The following is a 19,411-nucleotide window of genomic DNA, read 5'->3' on the forward strand; positions in this document are numbered from 1 at the left end:
AATATAAAAAGAACAAAGGATAATTTATGTGTTTGGCGTTACCCGCCCAAATTATACAAATTCTTGATGATGCCAAAGCAATAGTAAATGTAGGGGGTATCACCAAAGAAATCTCAACTGAATTAGTAGATAAAGTCGCATTGGGGGACTATGTGATTATTCATGTTGGGTATGCGTTAACACGACTGGATGAACTCGAGGCACAGAAAACCCTAGATCTATTTGCTCAAATGACTCAGGATGAATCGGCATGAAATACATTGAAGACTTCCGCGATGGTGATTTTGCAAAAACGCTCGCCCGTCAAATTGCTACACAAGTGGATCCGGATCGACACTATCAGTACATGGAATTTTGTGGTGGTCATACTCACGCTATTCATCGTTACGGAATTCCAAGCTTACTACCGAATAATGTAGAAATGATCCATGGCCCTGGCTGCCCTGTTTGTGTATTGCCGATGGCTACGACCGATAAAGCAATGGCTTTGGCCGCATTACCGAATGTGATTCTTTGCAGCTATGCTGATATGTTGCGGGTTCCAGGCACAGGACAAAAAAATTTACTGCACGCCAAAGCACTCGGTGCTGATGTACGGATGATTTATTCAGCAAGCGATGCGTTAAGAATCGCTCAAGAAAATCCACAACAAGAAATTGTATTTTTTGCTATTGGTTTTGAAACCACCACGCCTCCAACCGCACTAGTTATCCGCCAAGCGCATCAACTAAAGCTCAGCAATTTTAGTGTTTTTTGTAACCACGTTTTAACACCAGTGCCTATGGATCACCTACTGCAAGCCAACGAAGTCAAACTCGATGGGTTTGTGGGCCCTGCTCATGTCAGTATTGTCATTGGTAGTCAACCCTATGAAGCGGTATGCAAAAAATACAGCAAACCCATAGTGATTTCCGGCTTCGAACCTTTGGATGTGCTCCATTCTATTTTAATGTTAGTTCATCAGACTAATGAACAACGATGTGAGGTAGAAATTCAATATACTCGGGCGGTAAATCGCTTAGGTAATCTGCTATCGCAACACATTATGGCTGAAGTATTCGAATTACGCGATCAATTTGAATGGAGAGGCTTGGGATTTATTCCTCACAGTGCTTTAAAAATTAGGGCAGAGTATGCGGAGTTCGATGCAGAACAGCGATTCAATATTCCAGATTTTATCTCCCATGAACACAAACAATGCATTTGCGGGGAGGTTCTTCGAGGCGTAAAAAAACCACTAGAATGTAAATTATTTGCCAAAGCATGTGTTCCAGAAAATCCTCTAGGCTCCTGTATGGTGTCCTCTGAAGGCGCATGTGCTGCGGTATATGCTTATGGGCGGGTGAATGCATGATGACTGAAACAGTATTATCCAAAAAAATAAAAGCACCAAAACTCAATTTTAAAGAAGGGATTATTAATTTAACCCATGGCAGTGGTGGACGCGCCATGAGCCAATTAATCGAACAAATGTTTTTAGCTGCTTTTGATAACCCCTGGCTTGCTGAAAAAAACGATCAGGCTTGTTTTTCCATATCAGCTGGAAGAATGGTTATGACCACAGATGCTCATGTGATATCACCATTGTTTTTTCCGGGAGGTGATATAGGTTCCTTATCGGTTCATGGAACGGTGAATGACATTGTAATGTCGGGTGCAAAACCATTATACCTGTCTGCCAGTTTCATTTTAGAAGAAGGATTTCCACTGAGTGATTTGCAAAAGATTGTTAAATCGATGGCGGCTGCCGCTAAACAAGCTCGTGTCGCTATTATTACTGGGGATACCAAAGTAGTTGAACGCGGCAAAGGGGATGGAGTGTTCATTACTACAACTGGAATTGGAGTAGTCCCTGAAGGCATCCAGATCTCAGGTAACCGAGCCAAACCGGGTGATTGTATCCTAGTCAACGGGCATATTGGCGATCATGGGGTTGCCATTATGGCCCATCGGAATAATTTGCAATTTCAAACTACACTCCAGTCCGATACCGCTGCACTAAATGATTTAGTCGCTCATATGATAACTGCAGTACCTGATATTCACTGTTTACGCGACCCTACGCGTGGCGGTCTCGCAACTACATTAAATGAATTTGCTTCGCAATCGAATGTGGGTTTTATTATTGATGAAAGTAGGATACCAATACGTACCGAAGTTGCCAGTGCCTGCGAGCTGTTAGGACTTGATGCGTTATATGTTGCCAATGAAGGAAAACTGGTAGCCATTTGTGATTCTAACGATGCGAATACTTTATTAGCCGCAATGAAAGCACATCCTCTGGGAAGGCATGCGGAAATTATTGGGGAAGTGATTGAAGACCCACGGAATTTTGTACAACTAAAAACAAAATTTGGAGGTATACGAATTGTCGATTGGTTAGTAGGAGAACAATTACCGCGGATTTGTTGAATTAAGCCAGTTTAATTGGGAATACTAAAGGAAGCAAAACAATATTATGTCTAGGCGGGAATCCATGCTCAACGCCTGGAAAAACCTTGAACCAATCACGTTGCGTTCGAGCTATAAGGAGTTTTATGTCTATAAAAATAAGCTATTTCATGCCTTATTTAAAATTGCAGAGTTTATTGTCCGCCTTGCAGGACGCAGGATATTGCTGTGTTGGTCCTCAAGTACGTGATGGCGCTATTGTTTATGATGTGCTCAAAAATGTAGATCAATTACCTTGGGGGATCCGAGATCAGCAAACCCCTGGAGGCTATCAACTAGAAAAAATTTCAGAACATAAAGCATTTGCATTTGCAAATGGACCACAAGCAATCAAACCTCTTTTATTTAAACCTCAGGAAACGGTATGGAAAGTAGAGCGAAACAGTGAAGGGAAACTATCGTTCCAACCCCAGCAAGCAGAGGAGCAACCACTGGCAATGATCGGTGCACGCGCTTGCGATTTAGCAGCAATGAAGATTCAAGACAAAGTATTTATTGAGGGGGGCCATCCCGATCCACGTTATAAAAAACGACGTGAAGATTTATTTATTGTAGCAGTGAACTGTTCTTATTCCTCCAACAACTGTTTTTGTGTTTCAGCAGGCACCGGCCCCGAAGTCAAGAACTCCTTTGATATCCTTATGACTGAAGTTGATGATGGTTTTGTAGTCAATTTCGGCAGTGAACGTGGTCAAGAGATTATTGAACGCTTGAACTTGTCTAAAGCAAAATCGAATCAATGCACCAAAGTCAGTAAAATTATAAAACACACTGCAGATATGCAAACTAAAAGAATTCCTTTGGATAATAAACAAGGTTTACGCGATTTATTATTTGCCAATTTAAATCACCCAAGATGGGAAGAAGTGGCACAAAAATGTTTATCCTGCGGTAACTGCACCTCCGTGTGTCCAACATGTTTTTGCCATAGTGAAGTAGAAAAACCCAGTTTAGATGGCAGCTGTAGCGAGCATCAGCGCGAATGGGATTCTTGCTTTAGCGCAGGTCATAGTTATTTGAGTGGAACAGTACTTCGTGAGGATACTCGAAAACGATATAGACAATGGTTGACTCATAAGGTCGGCAGTTGGTTTGATCAGTTTGATACCAGTGGTTGCGTAGGATGTGGACGATGCGTTACTTGGTGTCCAGTGGGTATCGATATTACCGAAGAATTAGCAGCTATTTCTGGTGAATCCAACATAAGGATTAAAGAAAGTGATTAACCCAAAATTCGATCCCTATGTACCACTTGAAGCAATTATTGTGGAGAAAATCGAAGAATCCTCTACCATTTTTACCCTACATTTATATTTTCTTGATTCGGAACGACAGGAACAGTTTTTCTTTGCCCCAGGACAATTTAATATGCTTTATCTGTATGGAGTGGGTGAAGTCGCAATTTCGATTGTTTCTGATCCAGAAAGAAAAGATATATTAACCCACACTATCCGGGCCATAGGTCGAGTAACTAAAGCATTACAAAAGCTCCAGCCAGGAGATCGAATTGGAGTACGAGGTCCTTATGGACGCGGATGGCCACTTGAACAGACAAAAGGCAAAGATGTAGTAGTGCTCACGGGCGGTCTAGGTTGCGCCCCTTCGGTTTCAATTATCCAATATATTTTAGCACGTAGGGAACAGTATGGTCATTTGAGTATCTTACAAGGCGTGAAACACAGTGAAGATTTTATTTTCAGGAAACAATATGCAATTTGGCAAAAATCCCCCAATACTATAATTCATATTGCCGCAGATCAAGCCGGACCTAAATGGCCGTGGGCTGTAGGTTATGTTACCGATATGATTGATAAGCTCAATCTGAATCCTGAAAACACAATCGTCATGATGTGTGGCCCAGAAATGATGATGAATACCGCGGTTAAGGCACTTCATAAACGTAGTATTTCGGAACACGATATTTATTTGAGTATGGAACGAAATATGGAGTGCGGTATAGCACAATGTGGACACTGCCAATACGGAGGATTTTTTATTTGTAAGGATGGCCCTGTATTTGCTTATTCAGAAATCAAAGAATTGTTTAATGAACGGGGATTTTAACAACCATGAAGCCACGTGTAGCGGTACATAAATTCACGTCATGTGATGGATGTCAATTAGCCTTTTTAAATGCAGGAGAGGACTTACTTACATTATCTGATTTAGTGGACATGGTGCATTTTTCGGAGGCCGGAGCAGTCGAGGTAGATGCACAAGTCGATATTGCGTTTGTTGAAGGCAGCATTTCTACGCCAGACGAAGAGCACCGCATCAAAAAAATTCGCGAGAAAAGCAAATTTATTATAACGATTGGTGCCTGTGCTACCGCCGGTGGTGTACAAGCCTTACGTCATTTCGCCAATACAAAAGAATGGGTCAGCAGTATTTATGCTTCTCCAGATTATATACAAAGCTTGAGCACCTCAACTCCAATAGCTTCACATGTCAAAGTGGATTGGGAGTTATGGGGTTGTCCTGTAAATAGCAATCAAGTATTAGAAGCGATTCGTTTTTTATTATCCAATGCGACGCCACATATCAAAAATGACTCTGAATGCATGGAGTGTAAACGTAAAGGTAATGTTTGTGTTTTGGTCACTCAAAAACAACCCTGTATGGGCCCGGTAACCAAATTGGGATGTGGTTCACTATGCCCAACCGTAGGACGTGGATGTTATGCATGTTATGGTCCTAAGGAAAATCCCAATCCTCAATCCTTGGGCAACTGGTTCGAACAGTTAGGTATGACTCGAGAAGCCATTGCACAAAAATTTCTGCATATTAATAATCAAGCACCGGCTTTTAATAAAGCAGGTACCTATTTTAAAGGTATTAAAATAAGCAATGAGTAATACAATTTCAATCAATGTTCCCATCTTGGCGCGAGTAGAGGGCGAAGGAGCACTTGAGCTCCACATTCAAAATAATGCAATCACCAAACTCCAACTAAAAATTTACGAACCGCCCAGATTATTCGAAAAATTTCTCGAAGGTAGAAGTTATACTGAGGTTCTGGATCTTGTGGCTCGAATCTGCGGGATATGTCCAGTTGCGTATCAAATGAGCGCAACTCAGGCAATTGAGCATTGTTTTGCCCTACAACCCTCTCCTTGGGTACGTGAAATGCGTCGTCTCTTTTATTGTGGTGAATGGCTGGAAAGCCATAGCATGCATATTCATTTTTTGGCCTTACCTGATTTTTTAGGGTTTCAATCAGCACCTGAAATGGCAAAAACTTATCCTGAAGAAGTACGACGCGGCATCCGTTTACAATCGTTTGGCAACGACTTAATCAAATTATTTGGAGGCCGTTCGGTGCATCCGGTTGGTGCCTGTGTAGGTGGGTTTTATAAAGCGCCTAATCATGTGGCAATCAATACCCTTTTAGAAAAAGCAAAAGCACGAGTCGAAGATTGCGAAATATTGATTCGCTGGCTTGCAAAGCTGTCATTTCCAGATAACTCTCATGACTTTACTTGTGTCTCGCTTTATCATCCTACAGAATATCCATTTAATGAGGGGCGATTGGTCTCTGATCATGGATTAAATATCAGCATTGATGAATTTGATGTTTATTTCAAAGAACATCAAGTTCCCTATTCCACTGCATTGCATTGTTTATTACAAAATAAACCTTATCTTGTTGGGCCTCTTGCACGCGTCAATAATTGTTTTGGCCATCTTCCGCCCCCTATTCATCTTCTGCTTCAGGATTTAAAAATAAATTTTCCTTCCCATAATATGTACCACAGCATGATGGCCCGCGCGATTGAAATCTATTTCTGCATTTTGGAATCCATACGTATCATGGAACAGTATGAAATTCCTAAGCAAGCCCATACTGAGATCACACCCCGTGCAGGGACAGGATTTGGTTGCACTGAGGCGCCCAGAGGAACTCTGTGGCAACACCTTCAATTAGATGAGCAAGGACAAGTCAAAGCTGCTCGTATTGTGCCGCCAACCAGCCAAAATCAGGCACGTATTGAGCAAGATTTACGTATTTCTTTGGAACAATATGGACTTAATCAAGATGAGGAAGCATTGCGAGCTTACAGTGAAATGATTATTCGTAATTATGATCCGTGTATTTCCTGTTCCACTCATTTTTTAACAATTAAAGTGAATCGAGAATGAATTCCATTAAAGTATTAGGCATTGGTTCACCTTTTGGTGATGATAAAGCCGGTTGGAACGTAGCCTCAGAACTTAAAAAAGAACTTGCAATGTATACCCACATAGCTCCCCACGTGCTCATTGAAAGTCATGATCGTCCCGGTGTTGGTCTCATTGAATTAATACGAGGATATAACACTGTTTTTATTATTGATGCAGTCAAATCGGGCAGTGAAGTGGGGACTGTACACCGGTTTCAAAAAGACGCCCTTCTTGATACAGGACATCGATTCTCAACTCATGACATCGGTATTCTACAAGCCCTGCAATTAGCCAGCGCACTGGATGAATTACCGGCCAATCTTTTATTTTATGGAATCGAAATTGAGACACTGACTTTAGATGAAACACTTTCTTATAATGTAGAAAAAGCCATAGCGAGGGCGACATTTCAACTTTTAAATGAAATTATTATTGCTCATGGATAATCATATTCGCAAAAATACTAGCCTCCTTCCTCTTCGCTTTTTAATGGTTTGCAGTTATATTTTTTAAGTATCCTATAAAAATAATAAGGGGACTCAAAACCTATTCATCGAATTTTACTGTCCTAAAGCATTTATATTTGAAGTCAACGCGTTTACGTCCCTAAACACAATGTAGGGGAACTCGAACAATTATCGTTCGGAGGAACTTCTAAATTAGAGAGGGCTATTTTACCTTCTTTAATTAATTCAGTATAAAATTCTTTTGGGAGTAAGGATTCAAATAGGGAATAAGGCAATGCCTCCTTTCGGTTAGGATTAATATGCCATTTTATTTTTCCAGATCGATTTACATAAAATGCCCCTATAATTTCTTCGGAGGAAATAGTGCCAACGATATTTACTTCCTCTTTATTTTTAGAGAGTTTAGCACAACTCGTTTCACCTCTGGATGTAAAAGTACTTTCGAGATCAATCGCTGTTTTTCCTTTAAAATCGATTAAATAAATATAAGATTCTGCCCATATGGGTTTAGTTGCTATAGTCACTTCATTGCGAACGACTAAGGATGGCAAGGCATAACTTCTTGCGACATGAAAGGATTTGGAGGTAGAAACACCAATAGAACCGCTCATATCCCGAACATAATCTTCTAGAAAATCTGATTTAACGCTTTCTTTAATTCCATATTTAAAACAAAAAGAAATATCTTCTGCAGAACCTCTAAATAAAATACCTTGATAATAGCTTATCGGGTTTTTATCAAATACGCTCCATTCTTTTTCCCAATCTTCCTTGGTTTCTATTTTAAAAATTTCATCTAAAAAATAATTATTGAAGGAATAATTATTCCATTTATTATTTTTATCCCTAAAATGAATTTTAATAATTTCTCTGGCTTCTTCGTCATTAGCTTCTGTTAATTTTTTTTGTAGCTGTTCTAAAGCAGGATAAAGTTTTTGACTGTGCCGAAAACTACTAAAAAAATCTGGTTTATAAATGGGTTTTTCATTTGAATTAAATGAAAAATGAGATCGTTTAGATTGTTTTATATAATTATCAAGCGCCTTTTTAAATACTGGCAAGTATTTATTTTGCATCGTTCGTACAAAAGTAAACAAATTTTCTCTATAGTACAATAACGCTTAAAATAGAAAAATATTTTCTTTTCTTAAGTGAACCAAAAAGAGTCTCATTTAATTATATCGCCTTGGACTAAAACATTAATCCTGAAGACGGACTTTAGCTTATTTCATTCAATATTGGAAACCTGGAACAATTAGAAAGAAATGACTATTCTAAATCCTTAATGATCTCTTAATGTTCATAAAGTATAATTCAGATTACTAATAGCCGCCGGCGAGAGATAATATGTTACCCCTGAATTTTCTAACTCAAGGAAGTCTTGTCGTTCCAGCCAATAGTCCAGTTCCTTTAGTTTTTCCTGGCGTTCGAGGAAAAATAAAACAGATCATTCAATTACCTAATGGACATTCATTAGAAGCAAACAGCTTAGCAATAATACAGCCCTTGAATTTAGATAAACCAGAACAGAAACAGCGATTTAGATTAACTCCTTATGTACCCGTGGGTTCGAGCCGCGATGATTTACCTGAAAATCAAAGAAATATTTCTATTGATGAAAAAAATAGCTGTGAAATCGAACTCAATGATCCTTCTCAGTATTTAGAATATATCGAACAATATCAACCCTCCAAGGCCCCCTTATTTAGCGAAGGCTCTCCCTCCATAGAAGATGTGAGACAAGCCAGAGTACCCGATTGCTTTTTATTGGCGTCTCTCGCGGCCATTTTGAGACAACCCGATGGAGCAAGCTACATTCGTAGTATGTTGAGACAAAATGATGATGGGACAACGACCGTTCGTTTATTTAATCCTAAAACTTTAGAACCCGTTTATATTCGCGTAGAGAATTCCTACATTGTAGATCAAAAAGGTAGTTTAAATAACCATACTGCTTTATGGGTTGATATTCTTGAAAAAGCAGCAGCCTCGGTTCCTGAGTTCTTTGGAAATACGAATGCTTCCATGAGCGGAGCTTTGAAAGGAGGTTCAGAGTCCCTTGCTTTGAAAATATTAACCGGTTGCAATTCAAAAGAAATATATATTAATAATGATAAGTATTTTGCTTGGGATATAGGCAATTTTTTTGCTAGTGAGCTCGAACAATTAGAGGTATTAACCCAACAGAAAAAACTTATAGAAGAATTCGGAGGGGAACACCAATCTGGAACAGATGAAATTATTTCAGAAATGCTCTCGTCAAGATTAAGAGTCTTTGAAGATATTTTTGATGAGAAGGCACAAGAAATCTGTTTAAAATTAATCGATTTTTATTTAGAAAATAAAGATGCATGGGAAAAAATTTACAAGGAATGTGGTAATGGGCAACAGCGTCTTGAAGAAATCATCAAACATTTTTCACAGGATGAGAAGAATAAACAGGCAGTTGATATCTTAAAAGAATTATTTACTTATTATCATAAAGATGTAGAAAAAGATGTACGAAGAGATAATCAAGAACTTTTCAGTGGAATTTATTCACCTGAAGAACTCAAAATTTTTAACGACATTAAAAACAAACTCGCAGGGAACGAATCCTTAACAGCCGGAACCCCTCATAGTTACGATGAGAAAGTACCCGGTTTAAGAGCGATGCATGCTTATACAATTGTTGATGTTGTTGAAACGCGCCGTCCTGTTAAAGATACGGATGCAATGCTTCCAATTAAAATGATACGCATTCGAAATCCATGGGGATTCACAGGCAGAATGTATTTACCCAACATGGAAAATCCGGAGCAAATTGATATTAAAGAGGAACGTGTTGCGGGTACTTTTGATTTAGAACTTAAAGATTTTTGTCGTTATTATGAAAGTTATACCAGCACACTAAAATTCTCCGCGATCCGAGTGCTGGCTGAGAAAAGAGAGCTCCTAGCCTTAAAAATGCAAGAACTTTTAAAAGATGTTGCGTCGGATCAGGATTTAGATGATGAGCGATTATCTAGAATAAGTGCTTTTTTTGAATGCAGAGCGGATTTAGTAGACATACAAATGACCGCTGTGGAATTATTGAATGATTCTATTCATGAGCAAATTGCGGACGTATTCAGTGATAATCTGAGAGATCCCCTAGAAGTCCAGGCTTCATTAGATAAAATTATTGAAGCCAATAAAATGACCATGATGAATTTATTTCAAACTTCAGATTGTGAACTCATTGCTGCATCCATTACCTATTGGTGGAAAAATTCGCACCAGGAACTTTCCGAAAAAGATGACAAAGCTTATCAGCATCAAATACTGGAATCGGTTAATAAAAATGATTTACTTTGGAAAGAATTCATTCAAAACTATCAGGTAGAATCTGCTCTGGCACTTATCCCTTTAAATAAATCGCAAAGATTAATCATTGATTTGTTTGCTAGCATAGAGTACACACAACGATCATTAGAACAAATAAATCCCGAGGGTGAGGGTTATGAAGCATTTTTTCGAGCTCTCGTTCTTCAAAGAGATTTGCTTGAGCAACATTTTAATTATCTTGAAAAATATGAACACCTTTTACAGCAATTTGATATTAAAATAGATACTTTTCGTGAGCAATTAAAAAAAATTAATGCTTACATCGAAGAATTAGAACAAAATCCAATCGCTGCTCAGATAGTAAAAAAACTTAAAGACGAACTACCCGCACAAAGTTTGTATGATTTTACATCTAATGCCGAAAGTCTCTTAGAAAATCTGGCTAAAATGGGTTTAGTTTTAAACGAATATCATGAAGAGGACTCGCCCACTCCTTTACCCACTCACGATGAACGTGAAAAGCAAAATTCGGGACATGCGCCTGAATGGTTAAATTCTTTAAGAGATATATTAGAAAAAGTTCTTAAAGCAATTGGGAATTGGAAAACGTCCGCTAATAACAAACAAATCGTCCAGCCACCTGAATATAATCGAAGCCCTGATGGGTCAAAGTATCCATTGCTGAAAAGGATTGGATTTTTTGGACGCAAATCTGAGGATGACTCCACCGATAAGACAGAAGTATTTCATCCAAATCAACATAATTGATCTCCACAGGTAGCCTACTTTAAAATTGGTGTGCTACCTTACATTCAGTTCTACTGAATTATCTTAAGTTTCTAGGAATCACCGCCGTCTTTAGATCCCATTTGAGAGCAAAGAAAATTTGCTTTTCTTAAAAAAAGAAATATCCTAATTTTATATTCTGCACACTAACTCAAAAGTTTAATGGAGACTCAATATGTCACAGGTTGCACTTATTACCGGGGCAAGCAGTGGTATCGGGCGAGCATTAGCTTTAGAGTTGGTATCTCAAGACCTCACCGTAATTGCTATCGCAAGACATAAGGATGAACTACTTAAATTAAAGGATAAAAACCCGAATAAGATTAAAATAATATCCGCAGATATTACTACTGATAAGGGTTTTAAAAAAATTGAGGATGAAATTAAAGGATTAAAAATCAATTATTTGATTCATAGCGCAGCTATTATTTCTCCCCTTGGTTTATTAAATAAAGCAAAACCTAGGGATATTAAGAAAAGCATTGCAACAAATCTTATTGCGCCCATACTACTCACTCAAATTGTACTTCCATTCTTTTCCAAACAAGGCGGTCGAATTTTAAACATCACTTCCGTAGCTGCAGAAAAAGCAGTTCCCGGTGCAGGTGCTTACTGCATCACCAAGTCTGCACTTGATATGTGGACGCAGGTATTGCAGACTGAATTACCCCCTGGGATCATAGCAACTGATGTTATCCCCGGAGAAGTGGATACCGGTATGCAAAAAAATTTACGCGAATGTCCTGTTGAACAATTCCCATTGGCTACTGAATTTCAAGACGCGTACCAAGAAAAAACACTGATTCCACCCTCTGCTTGCGCCGAATTTTTAGCCTTTCTCCTATTAAAAACTACAGCAAAAGAGTTCTCTTCTAAAAGATGGAATATTTATAAAGATCACACAAAGTCAGTTCCTCTTCCCTTGAATAAAGAAAAACTCAATGATGAGATAAAAAAACAATAGAAAGAGACAAGCAATTCGTATGTTGTTTGCAATGGTTATCGTTTATTGCCAACTCTCTAGGCTTATTCAAAAAGCAAAGCCATAAAAATATGATGTTCATATTCTCCATCGATTCGCACAGCATTTTTATGCACTCCTTCTTTCACAAATCCATATTTTTCGTACAATGAAATTGCAGTCTGATTATGCTCACGCACAGTAAGTTCAATCCGGGTTAGCCCCTTTAACTTAGCCATCTGTAATGCCGTACTTAATAATGCCTCCCCTATTCCCTGTCCACGGTACGGAGCAGTCACCCCAATACCTAAACAACCCACATGAGCAAAAACAGGCCGATCAAGCGGGCTAATGTCACACCACCCAACTAATTGTTCACCACACATGGCAACAACTTGAGGCCAATTATTTTTAATATGTTCTAAAACAAACTCTTTAGTTGATTCAATTGGCGGTCCTTCTAAAAAAGCTAAAAATTTACGTTCGCGAGCAACACTATCTACAGCGTACCAAAACGCTTCAATATGTTTTTCCTGAATAGGAATAATGGAAAAGTGCATAGAGATCTCAATAAAATGAACATTAATGTAAGTAAAAAGAATATTTATTCTTGAGTCAATAAATGGTTGCCAAAGCAGGCAAAAATCTGAAAAATTCCAGCAAAATTAAAATAAAGATAAAACCAAAAGAACATGTTATAGTTAAATCAACACCTAAACTAATTTAAAAAAATGCAGAAAATTACAATTTATCATAACCCTAGATGTTCAAAATCAAGAAAAACGTTGGAACTGCTACAAAGCAAAGGTTATGAGCCTATTGTTATTGAATATCTAAAAACTCCGCTAACTCTCGAACAACTAAGCAGTTTAAGAGCGCACTTCGACTTGAAGGATTTCGTTCGCACAGAAGAGCCTGTTTTTAAAGAGCATGGATTGTCCCTGGACAATGAAGCTCAAGTGTTACAAGCAATGCGTACAAACCCGATATTGATGCAACGACCAATAGTTACTTATAAAGATAAAGCAGTTATAGGACGCCCACCTGAAAATATCCTGAGATTATTTGATTAGTTTAACTGCGGAAACCCCGGAAATTCATACATAGAAATTCCTGGGTTTCGCTAAGATCCAGTCTGCAGGGGGTAACTACTATTTAGATGCTAATTGATTTGGACAACCCTCTTGATGGAATGCTACCAGTGCATTGTAGATACCAGGATAATCTTCGAATGCATTTCTATTGGCTTTAATATCATCAAAAACGGAATCTGTTCGACCACAAGTTCCGTATTCTGTAATATTCGTGTGATCGCCATTTGATTTTTTGTAAGCCATGAACGTTTCGCCGCAATGAAGGTGAGGTCGCTTGTTTGCATTATTTCCTACAAATTCGGCATTACCACAATAAGTTTTCTTAAAATTAACCTTTAAGAAAGAAGTATTCGCAAATGAATTTACGGATACTGAAATCATAAGGCAAGCTACTGCTGTAATTGAGAATTTATTCATCATAACGCTCCAAAAAAAATTAGGGCGTTCAATTTAACACATCTCAATACAGCAACCAAGATACAAAAACTCAAAATGCTAATATATTGAGTTTATGTCATTTTTGCATCACATATGATCCAGGTGCGGGAGGTAGCGCAGGATCAAGATGAGGGGGGGAAACACGTCGTTGTGAACTGTTATCCCTTAACCAGTCATGCCAAGAAATCCACCAGGATCCTTCTCTTTTTTTGGCTTTGGTCACCCATTTTTTTGGTCCTAGATAAGGCATGCTTTTCTTGCTTTCATGAATATAATAGAAGCGTCCTGGATGATTGGGTTCACTAACAATTCCTGCATTATGCCCCCCATTTGTTAATACAAATGTAATATCCGAGTGCATCATCAAATGTATCTTATACACAGATTCCCAAGGAGCAATGTGGTCATTATCGGTACTTACTGCAAAAATAGGTACACGAACATTTTTAGGAGCTACTACTTCATCCTCAACACGAAAATGACCTTCAGCAAAATCATTTTTCAGGAATAGTTTCTCGAGATATTCGGTATGCATTTTATAAGGCATACGCGTTGCATCAGCATTCCATGCCAGCAAATCGATCATGCCGCGTTTTTTCCCGGTCATATAATCATCAATCATTTTTGACCAGATCAAATCATAAGTCCGTAACATTTGAAAAGAACCAGCCATATGTTTGGGATCAAGATAACCTTTTTCCCACATCATGTTTTTCAGAAATGCAATTTCACTTTCAGTAATAAAGAGCATCAATTCGCCTGCTTTTGTAAAATCTCCTTGTGCTGCAAGAAGTGACAGGCTTTTAAGTCGATTATCTTTATCCCGTGCCATTGCGGCGGCAGTAATCATTGCTAACGTTCCCCCAAGACAATAGCCCATCAAATGAATTTTAGTCTTAGGTATAATAGTGCTTACGGCATCGATTGCTGCCATTGAACCTAAACGATAATAATCATCCATACCTAAATCACGATCTTCTTCCCTCGGATTGCGCCATGAGACCATAAAGACTGTATGTCCTTGTGCAACAAGCCATTTAACTAAAGAATTTCCCGGTGATAAATCCAAAATATAATATTTCATGATCCATGCAGGGAGTATCAGAATAGGTTCTTTAAAAACAGTTTCAGTTTGAGGTTCATATTGAATTAATTCGATTAAATGAGTAGTAAATACAATTTTTCCCGGAGTGATTGCGACATTCTTGCCTGGTTTGAACCTTCCTGCACCTGGAGGTGGCATACCCGCTAATCTCCTCAGCCCATGCTCAATTGCAAGTTCTGTACCTTGAATTAAATTGGCACCCCCGGTATTAATTGTTTCATAAAAAAGATCAGGGTTAGTCATGACAAAATTCGAAGGTGATAACGCATCAAGTAACTGACGAATACAAAAAGAAACCGTGCGTTCTGCTCGGCTGGAAAGACCAGGAACTTTTCGCGTGGCATATTGCCACCATTCTTCAACCTGGATAAAAGCTTCAGCATAAAAACGCCATGGCATCAACTGCCAATTTTCTTTATGAAAACGAACATCCTTTCCTTGCCCTGGTTGTTTATCACACAGTAGATGAGCAAGAAATTCATCGATATGGGTAACTGGATAACAAGCTAATGCCAATAAGTGGCCTGGGGATTGAGCTAATTGCAAAAGCCAATCACAATGGGCAGTTCCTATTACTGCAGGACTCATTCCCATTGTAATCTTCCCAAGATTTGCCTGATACCATTTATTAATGTAATAAAAAAATTCATCCAGTTCATTCATATACATTGAGTATTGAGAGCGATTAACCATCTCAGGAACAACAAATTGTTTTTTTAAGTTTGATCGAGATGAAGCCTTCTTTTTCTCTGTTCCTTTCATGGTCAAGTTTCCTTTTGATTCAATCCAACTAACCCTTGTGGGCAAATTATGCGATGTGCTGCTGTAAATTATAGTATTTTTTTAAATATACTGCGTACGTTAAATAAAGAGAAGTCAGCTTGAGTTGCTCTAATATTGGAGTATGCTTAAAAGAGGAGATAAACCATAAATTGAGGGAAAAATGAAAAATCTATTAACGATTTTATTTAGTGTCATTTGTACTTCAGTACTTGCTGATGATTTGGGAAAAAATACCTATCAAGCCACATGTAAAACGTGTCATGCGCCCCAATTTGCAACTGGGATAAAAGCTCCTGCCGCTTTTGATAAAGAAGCTTGGGAGATACGCATTAAAAATGCTGAGCTTGAAGTCCAAAAAAATCCTACTGAATATAAAACGGCGATGGATTATTTATTGTACACGATGAAACTGGGTAAAGGGTTAATGCCGCATAGTGGATTGTGTAAGGAAGCGGATGTCCCCAAGAAAAACTGTTCGGACGAAGCATTCATTCAGGCAATTCAATACATGGCTCAAAGCAAAAAATAGCCTGGCTATGATGGAGTAGACTCCAAGTTAAAGGAATACCGATCCTATGCCCTAGCTAGGCTACAATGGAAGTTTAACTGAGAGCTTTTTTTAAGGTTTATCATGATACAAAACAATCAGCTCCTTACTTGAGGAACACCCTAAAACCTCCATTGTTTTAGCCAACGTACCTTCTACTGTTCGATAAGAAATATTCAAACTACGTGCAATTTCTTTTGAGCTTTTTCCTTGGGCAAGTAGTTTAAGACACATTGCTTGTTGTTCTGATAAGTGCACGGGAAGATGAGATATTTTATGAAACAATACGAGATCTTTTTCATTTAATTTGGCTGGTGTGGATTCACTTACTTGATTTCCATCAACATGCTCAAATGCACTTAGTACATGTTGTTCCAATGCATTATCATCTGTATTAATAGAAAGCTGTGCTACCTTTTCAAATAATTGATCGCGCTCGGCGTGCAGCATATCAAAAAAATGTTTAAGATCCGTAGCTAATAAAGGTGAAGGATTCCGTGCTATCCGCTCTATTTGAACTGCAGTACTTACTTGCAAAAATACGACAAACTCTGTAGACAATAAGTCACGAATTGCCTCATTACAAACAATACTCGCTTCAGTAGCAACTACAATATTCTCTTGAGTTTTCAGGACACTCAGAAGATCATATTGGCATTGATAAAAATCTTTTTGACCCTCTGCCCCAAAAATTTTATTTAAGGGACGCCCAATATGATACTCTATTCCAAGATCAGCATCGATAAAATCCCAACCCAATTTTAAAGCCAATCGTTTTGCAAATAAACCTTTACCGGCTCCGGGTAGGCCAACGATAAAAATACGTTTATATGGATTCATGGTTCTCTCTCCTCAAGGCTTTTTTAAAAGCACTAATTTTTGAATCTACTTATATTATAAGAAATACACTTAAATAGAATCAATAAGTAGAAATACTTATCAAATAATACAATGTTTGAACCGAAAGGGTTTTTAGCAGCTTTTCTCTATTAATAATTTTTTTGCTGTGACTAAATCAAAATATGCTTTTTTCTTATCGGCTGGGTTACGTAAAAGATAGGCTGGATGGTAACTTACTATAAAAGGGATATTATGATAGTAGTGCAATGTATTACGCAATTGTTTTAGAGGAAGTGGTTTGTTGAGCAAAAATTGTCCTGCGAAACGCCCAAGAGCCAAGATTAAATGAGGCTGTACAATCTCAATTTGACGAGCCAGATAAGAACTGCACTGAGCAATTTCATCCGCTTGGGGATCCCTATTGTTTGGTGGCCTACATTTCAAAACATTGGCAATGTAAACCTCTTCTTCAATCATCTCAATGCTGTGTAGCATTTGATTCAATAAACCTCCTGCTTTACCCACAAAGGGTTGACCTTGTTGATCCTCATAAAACCCTGGCGCTTCGCCAATTATCATTAATTTGGCCTTAGAACTGCCACGAAAAAAAACCGTTTGCGTACGAGTTTTATGCAAAGTACACCGAGTACATGCAGCGACCTCTCGAGCTAATGTAGATAAATCCTGTTCACAAGAACGATTAGGCTTACGTAACACCCAGAGATCAATCCCCATAGTCTGTAGGTAATAACGATTTAAAGTGTCTGACATAAAGGACTCATTTCAAAGCTGTAATGCTAGAGAACAATTGGAGTGTTATTTTCGTTTTTAATTTTTGATAAATCAATGCTTACTTTTTATTAAAAAATAAAATAGGGAAAGTATGGCCGAAAAAAATTCCTACCCACGAAGACGGGAATCCATTTCTAGACTAGCGGCGGGAGATGCAAATTCTTAAGGTGAAAAGTTAAATATCCAAAAATTTAATCGCCTCTGCGAGTATTACTTGACGAGATCGTTCAAATTGTACTTCACTCCAGATAGTTTCTATATGTAATGATCCATTATCAAGACATTCTTCATAAGCAGCTAATGCAATCAAAATATGAGAAAATTTGATTTTTCTAAACTTACTTAACGCTTCAAGTAAACTCATATATTCAATTGAAGATCCTGATATATCATCACCAAATTCCCCTTCAACTCCATCAAATTTTTTAGCAAACCAATCTTCTAATGGCTCCCCTCTCATAATGAAGCTGTGAGATAGTTGTGATCCCCCAAGGACCCGGGTATCCAGATATTGTTGAATATCAACACAAATTGTATTTCGCTTTATATACTCAAAAGCTTCGGCAAATAAAGGAGTTAATTTAAAAGTTTGTACCTGCACTAGAGCACGTAATTCAATTAATGACTTAAGCCTATGGAGATTTTCCACACGTAATTCAGTATGTTTCTCTAAAGAAACCTCCTTCTTCTGTATTTCTATTTGACGGTCGAGTTCAGTAACTATATTCTTCAAACAAACCGCATTACTTTGTTGCATTAAAATTAGTTTATGCAAGCAACCACGAACCTCTGATGACAATATTTGAGCCTGCTTGCTCGAACACGCATTCGTGAGAGCGTTCTTAAAATCCCCTTGATCTATCTGATCGTATGACTTAGCCGCCTTTATATACAGATTTGCATGTTCCTCTTCTAAATGCTCCTCTAACATTTTGCGCTTTAAATCATCAATTTTGGCAACCTGGGTAATTTCAATCATCCCACCACCAGGGAGAATATAAAATCCGTAATGTTGGGCAAAACGAATACGTCCATGTCCATCAATATTGATTCTATCTACTGCTTCATTCTGAAGTTTACCTCCCATCTGAATTTGTATAGGATAGAGTTGATTCGAAGGAGGATGATAAATATCAAGCTGTTCCAGATCAAAAAGAGAGGTTTTGTTGGTTTTTTTCAAATGGGCTTTTTGAGCCCTGCGAAATTGCTCCCAAATCTCAGGCGTATATTCACAAAGTGGCTGCTTCAATCTCATTTGACCTGGAGTGGTACCAAACTCAAACCAAGCGCTTAATTCAGCATCCATTTCCATACCATAGAAATCTAATAAAACATCAAAATATTGCTGATTTTCTATACGTTGTATCACGTCCACATAGTTAATGAATGTCGCAGCATATGCTAAAGTTTTATAATGAATCTTTGCTTGCTGCTTATGAGAAACTTGTCCGGGAAGCTTTTTGATCTCAGCAATTTTATCCTGCATTAGGGCATGTCGACCTTTAGAAGTTGCTTCTCTATATTGAATCAACATTGGACCGACATCAGTAAATAACTGCACCATGATTTCCCCTTATTGGCTTACCATTCACTCGCAGTATCCTACAAGCTCTATTATTCATCCTGTGATCTAGGTATTGCTTGAGTCAATCAATTATTTAAGTTTTTGTTTCATTATAG

The 19,411-nt window shown here is 38.1% G+C and carries 19 protein-coding genes; 12 read left to right on the top strand and 7 right to left on the bottom strand.

Going from position 1 to position 19,411, the window contains the following annotated elements:
* Nucleotides 1-26: 26 nt before the first annotated feature.
* From ACWTE2_RS04035 to ACWTE2_RS04070, 8 genes are all read left to right on the top strand, one after another.
* Entirely contained in the window at nucleotides 27-254 is a 228-nt protein-coding gene (locus ACWTE2_RS04035) for a HypC/HybG/HupF family hydrogenase formation chaperone (RefSeq protein ID WP_182391212.1), read from the top strand.
* The gene (hypD, locus tag ACWTE2_RS04040) at nucleotides 251-1,354 is read left to right on the top strand and encodes a hydrogenase formation protein HypD (protein WP_454784255.1); all 1,104 of its coding nucleotides are present in this window, start codon (nucleotides 251-253) and stop codon (nucleotides 1,352-1,354) included. Before ACWTE2_RS04035 ends, hypD begins: the two co-directional genes overlap by 4 nt.
* A complete protein-coding gene (gene hypE, locus ACWTE2_RS04045) occupies nucleotides 1,351-2,412 on the top strand; it encodes a hydrogenase expression/formation protein HypE (protein WP_454784256.1) in 1,062 nt (353 codons plus the stop codon). The genes hypD and hypE overlap by 4 nt, the downstream gene beginning before the upstream one ends.
* A gap of 149 nt (nucleotides 2,413-2,561) precedes the next feature.
* Complete coding sequence (locus tag ACWTE2_RS04050; protein ID WP_454784441.1) at nucleotides 2,562-3,677, top strand: 4Fe-4S dicluster domain-containing protein; 1,116 nt, start codon at nucleotides 2,562-2,564, stop codon at nucleotides 3,675-3,677.
* Nucleotides 3,670-4,515 carry an FAD/NAD(P)-binding protein gene (locus ACWTE2_RS04055; protein WP_454784257.1) on the top strand — a complete coding sequence of 282 codons (846 nt, stop codon included), beginning with the start codon at nucleotides 3,670-3,672 and terminating at the stop codon, nucleotides 4,513-4,515. The genes ACWTE2_RS04050 and ACWTE2_RS04055 overlap by 8 nt, the downstream gene beginning before the upstream one ends.
* A gap of 5 nt (nucleotides 4,516-4,520) precedes the next feature.
* Nucleotides 4,521-5,306, top strand: a complete 786-nt coding sequence (locus tag ACWTE2_RS04060; RefSeq protein ID WP_454784258.1) for an NADH-quinone oxidoreductase subunit B family protein — start codon at nucleotides 4,521-4,523, stop codon at nucleotides 5,304-5,306.
* Nucleotides 5,299-6,591 (top strand): Ni/Fe hydrogenase subunit alpha, encoded by a 1,293-nt coding sequence (locus ACWTE2_RS04065; protein WP_454784259.1) that lies wholly within the window; start codon nucleotides 5,299-5,301, stop codon nucleotides 6,589-6,591. Before ACWTE2_RS04060 ends, ACWTE2_RS04065 begins: the two co-directional genes overlap by 8 nt.
* Nucleotides 6,588-7,058 (top strand): hydrogenase maturation protease, encoded by a 471-nt coding sequence (locus tag ACWTE2_RS04070; protein ID WP_454784260.1) that lies wholly within the window; start codon nucleotides 6,588-6,590, stop codon nucleotides 7,056-7,058. Before ACWTE2_RS04065 ends, ACWTE2_RS04070 begins: the two co-directional genes overlap by 4 nt.
* A 152-nt stretch (nucleotides 7,059-7,210) precedes the next feature.
* On the opposite strand, the gene ACWTE2_RS04075 is transcribed toward ACWTE2_RS04070, so the two are convergent.
* Nucleotides 7,211-8,176, bottom strand: coding sequence for a hypothetical protein (locus ACWTE2_RS04075; RefSeq protein WP_454784261.1), 966 nt, complete (start codon nucleotides 8,174-8,176; stop codon nucleotides 7,211-7,213).
* Between the two features lie 250 nt (nucleotides 8,177-8,426).
* On the opposite strand from ACWTE2_RS04075, the gene ACWTE2_RS04080 reads away from it, so the two are divergent.
* Together ACWTE2_RS04080 and ACWTE2_RS04085 are read left to right on the top strand one after the other, a co-directional pair.
* Entirely contained in the window at nucleotides 8,427-11,153 is a 2,727-nt protein-coding gene (locus ACWTE2_RS04080) for a C2 family cysteine protease (RefSeq protein ID WP_454784262.1), read from the top strand.
* A gap of 193 nt (nucleotides 11,154-11,346) precedes the next feature.
* Complete coding sequence (locus ACWTE2_RS04085; RefSeq protein ID WP_454784263.1) at nucleotides 11,347-12,135, top strand: SDR family NAD(P)-dependent oxidoreductase; 789 nt, start codon at nucleotides 11,347-11,349, stop codon at nucleotides 12,133-12,135.
* Nucleotides 12,136-12,197: 62 nt separating this feature from the next.
* Here ACWTE2_RS04085 and ACWTE2_RS04090 read toward each other — a convergent pair whose 3' ends face one another.
* Entirely contained in the window at nucleotides 12,198-12,692 is a 495-nt protein-coding gene (locus ACWTE2_RS04090) for a GNAT family N-acetyltransferase (RefSeq protein ID WP_454784264.1), read from the bottom strand.
* 171 nt (nucleotides 12,693-12,863) lie between these two features.
* Between ACWTE2_RS04090 and arsC the strand changes: the two genes are divergently transcribed.
* A complete protein-coding gene (gene arsC / locus ACWTE2_RS04095) occupies nucleotides 12,864-13,205 on the top strand; it encodes an arsenate reductase (glutaredoxin) (RefSeq protein ID WP_454784265.1) in 342 nt (113 codons plus the stop codon).
* Between the two features lie 78 nt (nucleotides 13,206-13,283).
* Here arsC and ACWTE2_RS04100 read toward each other — a convergent pair whose 3' ends face one another.
* Nucleotides 13,284-13,646 carry a hypothetical protein gene (locus tag ACWTE2_RS04100; protein WP_454784266.1) on the bottom strand — a complete coding sequence of 121 codons (363 nt, stop codon included), beginning with the start codon at nucleotides 13,644-13,646 and terminating at the stop codon, nucleotides 13,284-13,286.
* A 94-nt stretch (nucleotides 13,647-13,740) separates the two neighbouring features.
* Entirely contained in the window at nucleotides 13,741-15,531 is a 1,791-nt protein-coding gene (locus tag ACWTE2_RS04105; RefSeq protein WP_454784267.1) for a PHA/PHB synthase family protein, read from the bottom strand.
* 181 nt (nucleotides 15,532-15,712) lie between these two features.
* On the opposite strand from ACWTE2_RS04105, the gene ACWTE2_RS04110 reads away from it, so the two are divergent.
* A complete protein-coding gene (locus ACWTE2_RS04110; RefSeq protein WP_454784268.1) occupies nucleotides 15,713-16,081 on the top strand; it encodes a c-type cytochrome in 369 nt (122 codons plus the stop codon).
* Nucleotides 16,082-16,171: 90 nt separating this feature from the next.
* On the opposite strand, the gene ACWTE2_RS04115 is transcribed toward ACWTE2_RS04110, so the two are convergent.
* The 3 genes from ACWTE2_RS04115 to ACWTE2_RS04125 form a co-directional block, all read right to left on the bottom strand.
* A complete protein-coding gene (locus tag ACWTE2_RS04115; RefSeq protein ID WP_454784269.1) occupies nucleotides 16,172-16,939 on the bottom strand; it encodes a shikimate kinase in 768 nt (255 codons plus the stop codon).
* 132 nt (nucleotides 16,940-17,071) lie between these two features.
* The gene (locus tag ACWTE2_RS04120) at nucleotides 17,072-17,710 is read right to left on the bottom strand and encodes a uracil-DNA glycosylase (protein WP_454784270.1); all 639 of its coding nucleotides are present in this window, start codon (nucleotides 17,708-17,710) and stop codon (nucleotides 17,072-17,074) included.
* A gap of 196 nt (nucleotides 17,711-17,906) precedes the next feature.
* Nucleotides 17,907-19,295 carry a hypothetical protein gene (locus ACWTE2_RS04125; RefSeq protein WP_454784271.1) on the bottom strand — a complete coding sequence of 463 codons (1,389 nt, stop codon included), beginning with the start codon at nucleotides 19,293-19,295 and terminating at the stop codon, nucleotides 17,907-17,909.
* Nucleotides 19,296-19,411: the final 116 nt, after the last annotated feature.

This window comes from Legionella nigrisilvae, from assembly GCF_977063395.2.

Excerpts from the sequence above, each read along its gene's own strand:
- ACWTE2_RS04090 (WP_454784264.1), bottom strand. The coding sequence starts at position 12,692 with ATGCACTTTTCCATTATTCCTATTCAGGAAAAACATATTGAAGCGTTT.
- ACWTE2_RS04070 (WP_454784260.1), top strand. The coding sequence starts at position 6,588 with ATGAATTCCATTAAAGTATTAGGCATTGGTTCACCTTTTGGTGATGAT.
- ACWTE2_RS04125 (WP_454784271.1), bottom strand. The coding sequence starts at position 19,295 with ATGGTGCAGTTATTTACTGATGTCGGTCCAATGTTGATTCAATATAGA.
- ACWTE2_RS04115 (WP_454784269.1), bottom strand. The coding sequence starts at position 16,939 with ATGAATCCATATAAACGTATTTTTATCGTTGGCCTACCCGGAGCCGGT.
- arsC (WP_454784265.1), top strand. The coding sequence starts at position 12,864 with ATGCAGAAAATTACAATTTATCATAACCCTAGATGTTCAAAATCAAGA.
- ACWTE2_RS04105 (WP_454784267.1), bottom strand. The coding sequence starts at position 15,531 with ATGAAAGGAACAGAGAAAAAGAAGGCTTCATCTCGATCAAACTTAAAA.
- ACWTE2_RS04065 (WP_454784259.1), top strand. The coding sequence starts at position 5,299 with ATGAGTAATACAATTTCAATCAATGTTCCCATCTTGGCGCGAGTAGAG.
- hypD (WP_454784255.1), top strand. The coding sequence starts at position 251 with ATGAAATACATTGAAGACTTCCGCGATGGTGATTTTGCAAAAACGCTC.
- ACWTE2_RS04035 (WP_182391212.1), top strand. The coding sequence starts at position 27 with ATGTGTTTGGCGTTACCCGCCCAAATTATACAAATTCTTGATGATGCC.
- ACWTE2_RS04060 (WP_454784258.1), top strand. The coding sequence starts at position 4,521 with ATGAAGCCACGTGTAGCGGTACATAAATTCACGTCATGTGATGGATGT.
- hypE (WP_454784256.1), top strand. The coding sequence starts at position 1,351 with ATGATGACTGAAACAGTATTATCCAAAAAAATAAAAGCACCAAAACTC.
- ACWTE2_RS04050 (WP_454784441.1), top strand. The coding sequence starts at position 2,562 with ATGCCTTATTTAAAATTGCAGAGTTTATTGTCCGCCTTGCAGGACGCA.
- ACWTE2_RS04120 (WP_454784270.1), bottom strand. The coding sequence starts at position 17,710 with ATGTCAGACACTTTAAATCGTTATTACCTACAGACTATGGGGATTGAT.
- ACWTE2_RS04080 (WP_454784262.1), top strand. The coding sequence starts at position 8,427 with ATGTTACCCCTGAATTTTCTAACTCAAGGAAGTCTTGTCGTTCCAGCC.
- ACWTE2_RS04100 (WP_454784266.1), bottom strand. The coding sequence starts at position 13,646 with ATGATGAATAAATTCTCAATTACAGCAGTAGCTTGCCTTATGATTTCA.
- ACWTE2_RS04085 (WP_454784263.1), top strand. The coding sequence starts at position 11,347 with ATGTCACAGGTTGCACTTATTACCGGGGCAAGCAGTGGTATCGGGCGA.
- ACWTE2_RS04110 (WP_454784268.1), top strand. The coding sequence starts at position 15,713 with ATGAAAAATCTATTAACGATTTTATTTAGTGTCATTTGTACTTCAGTA.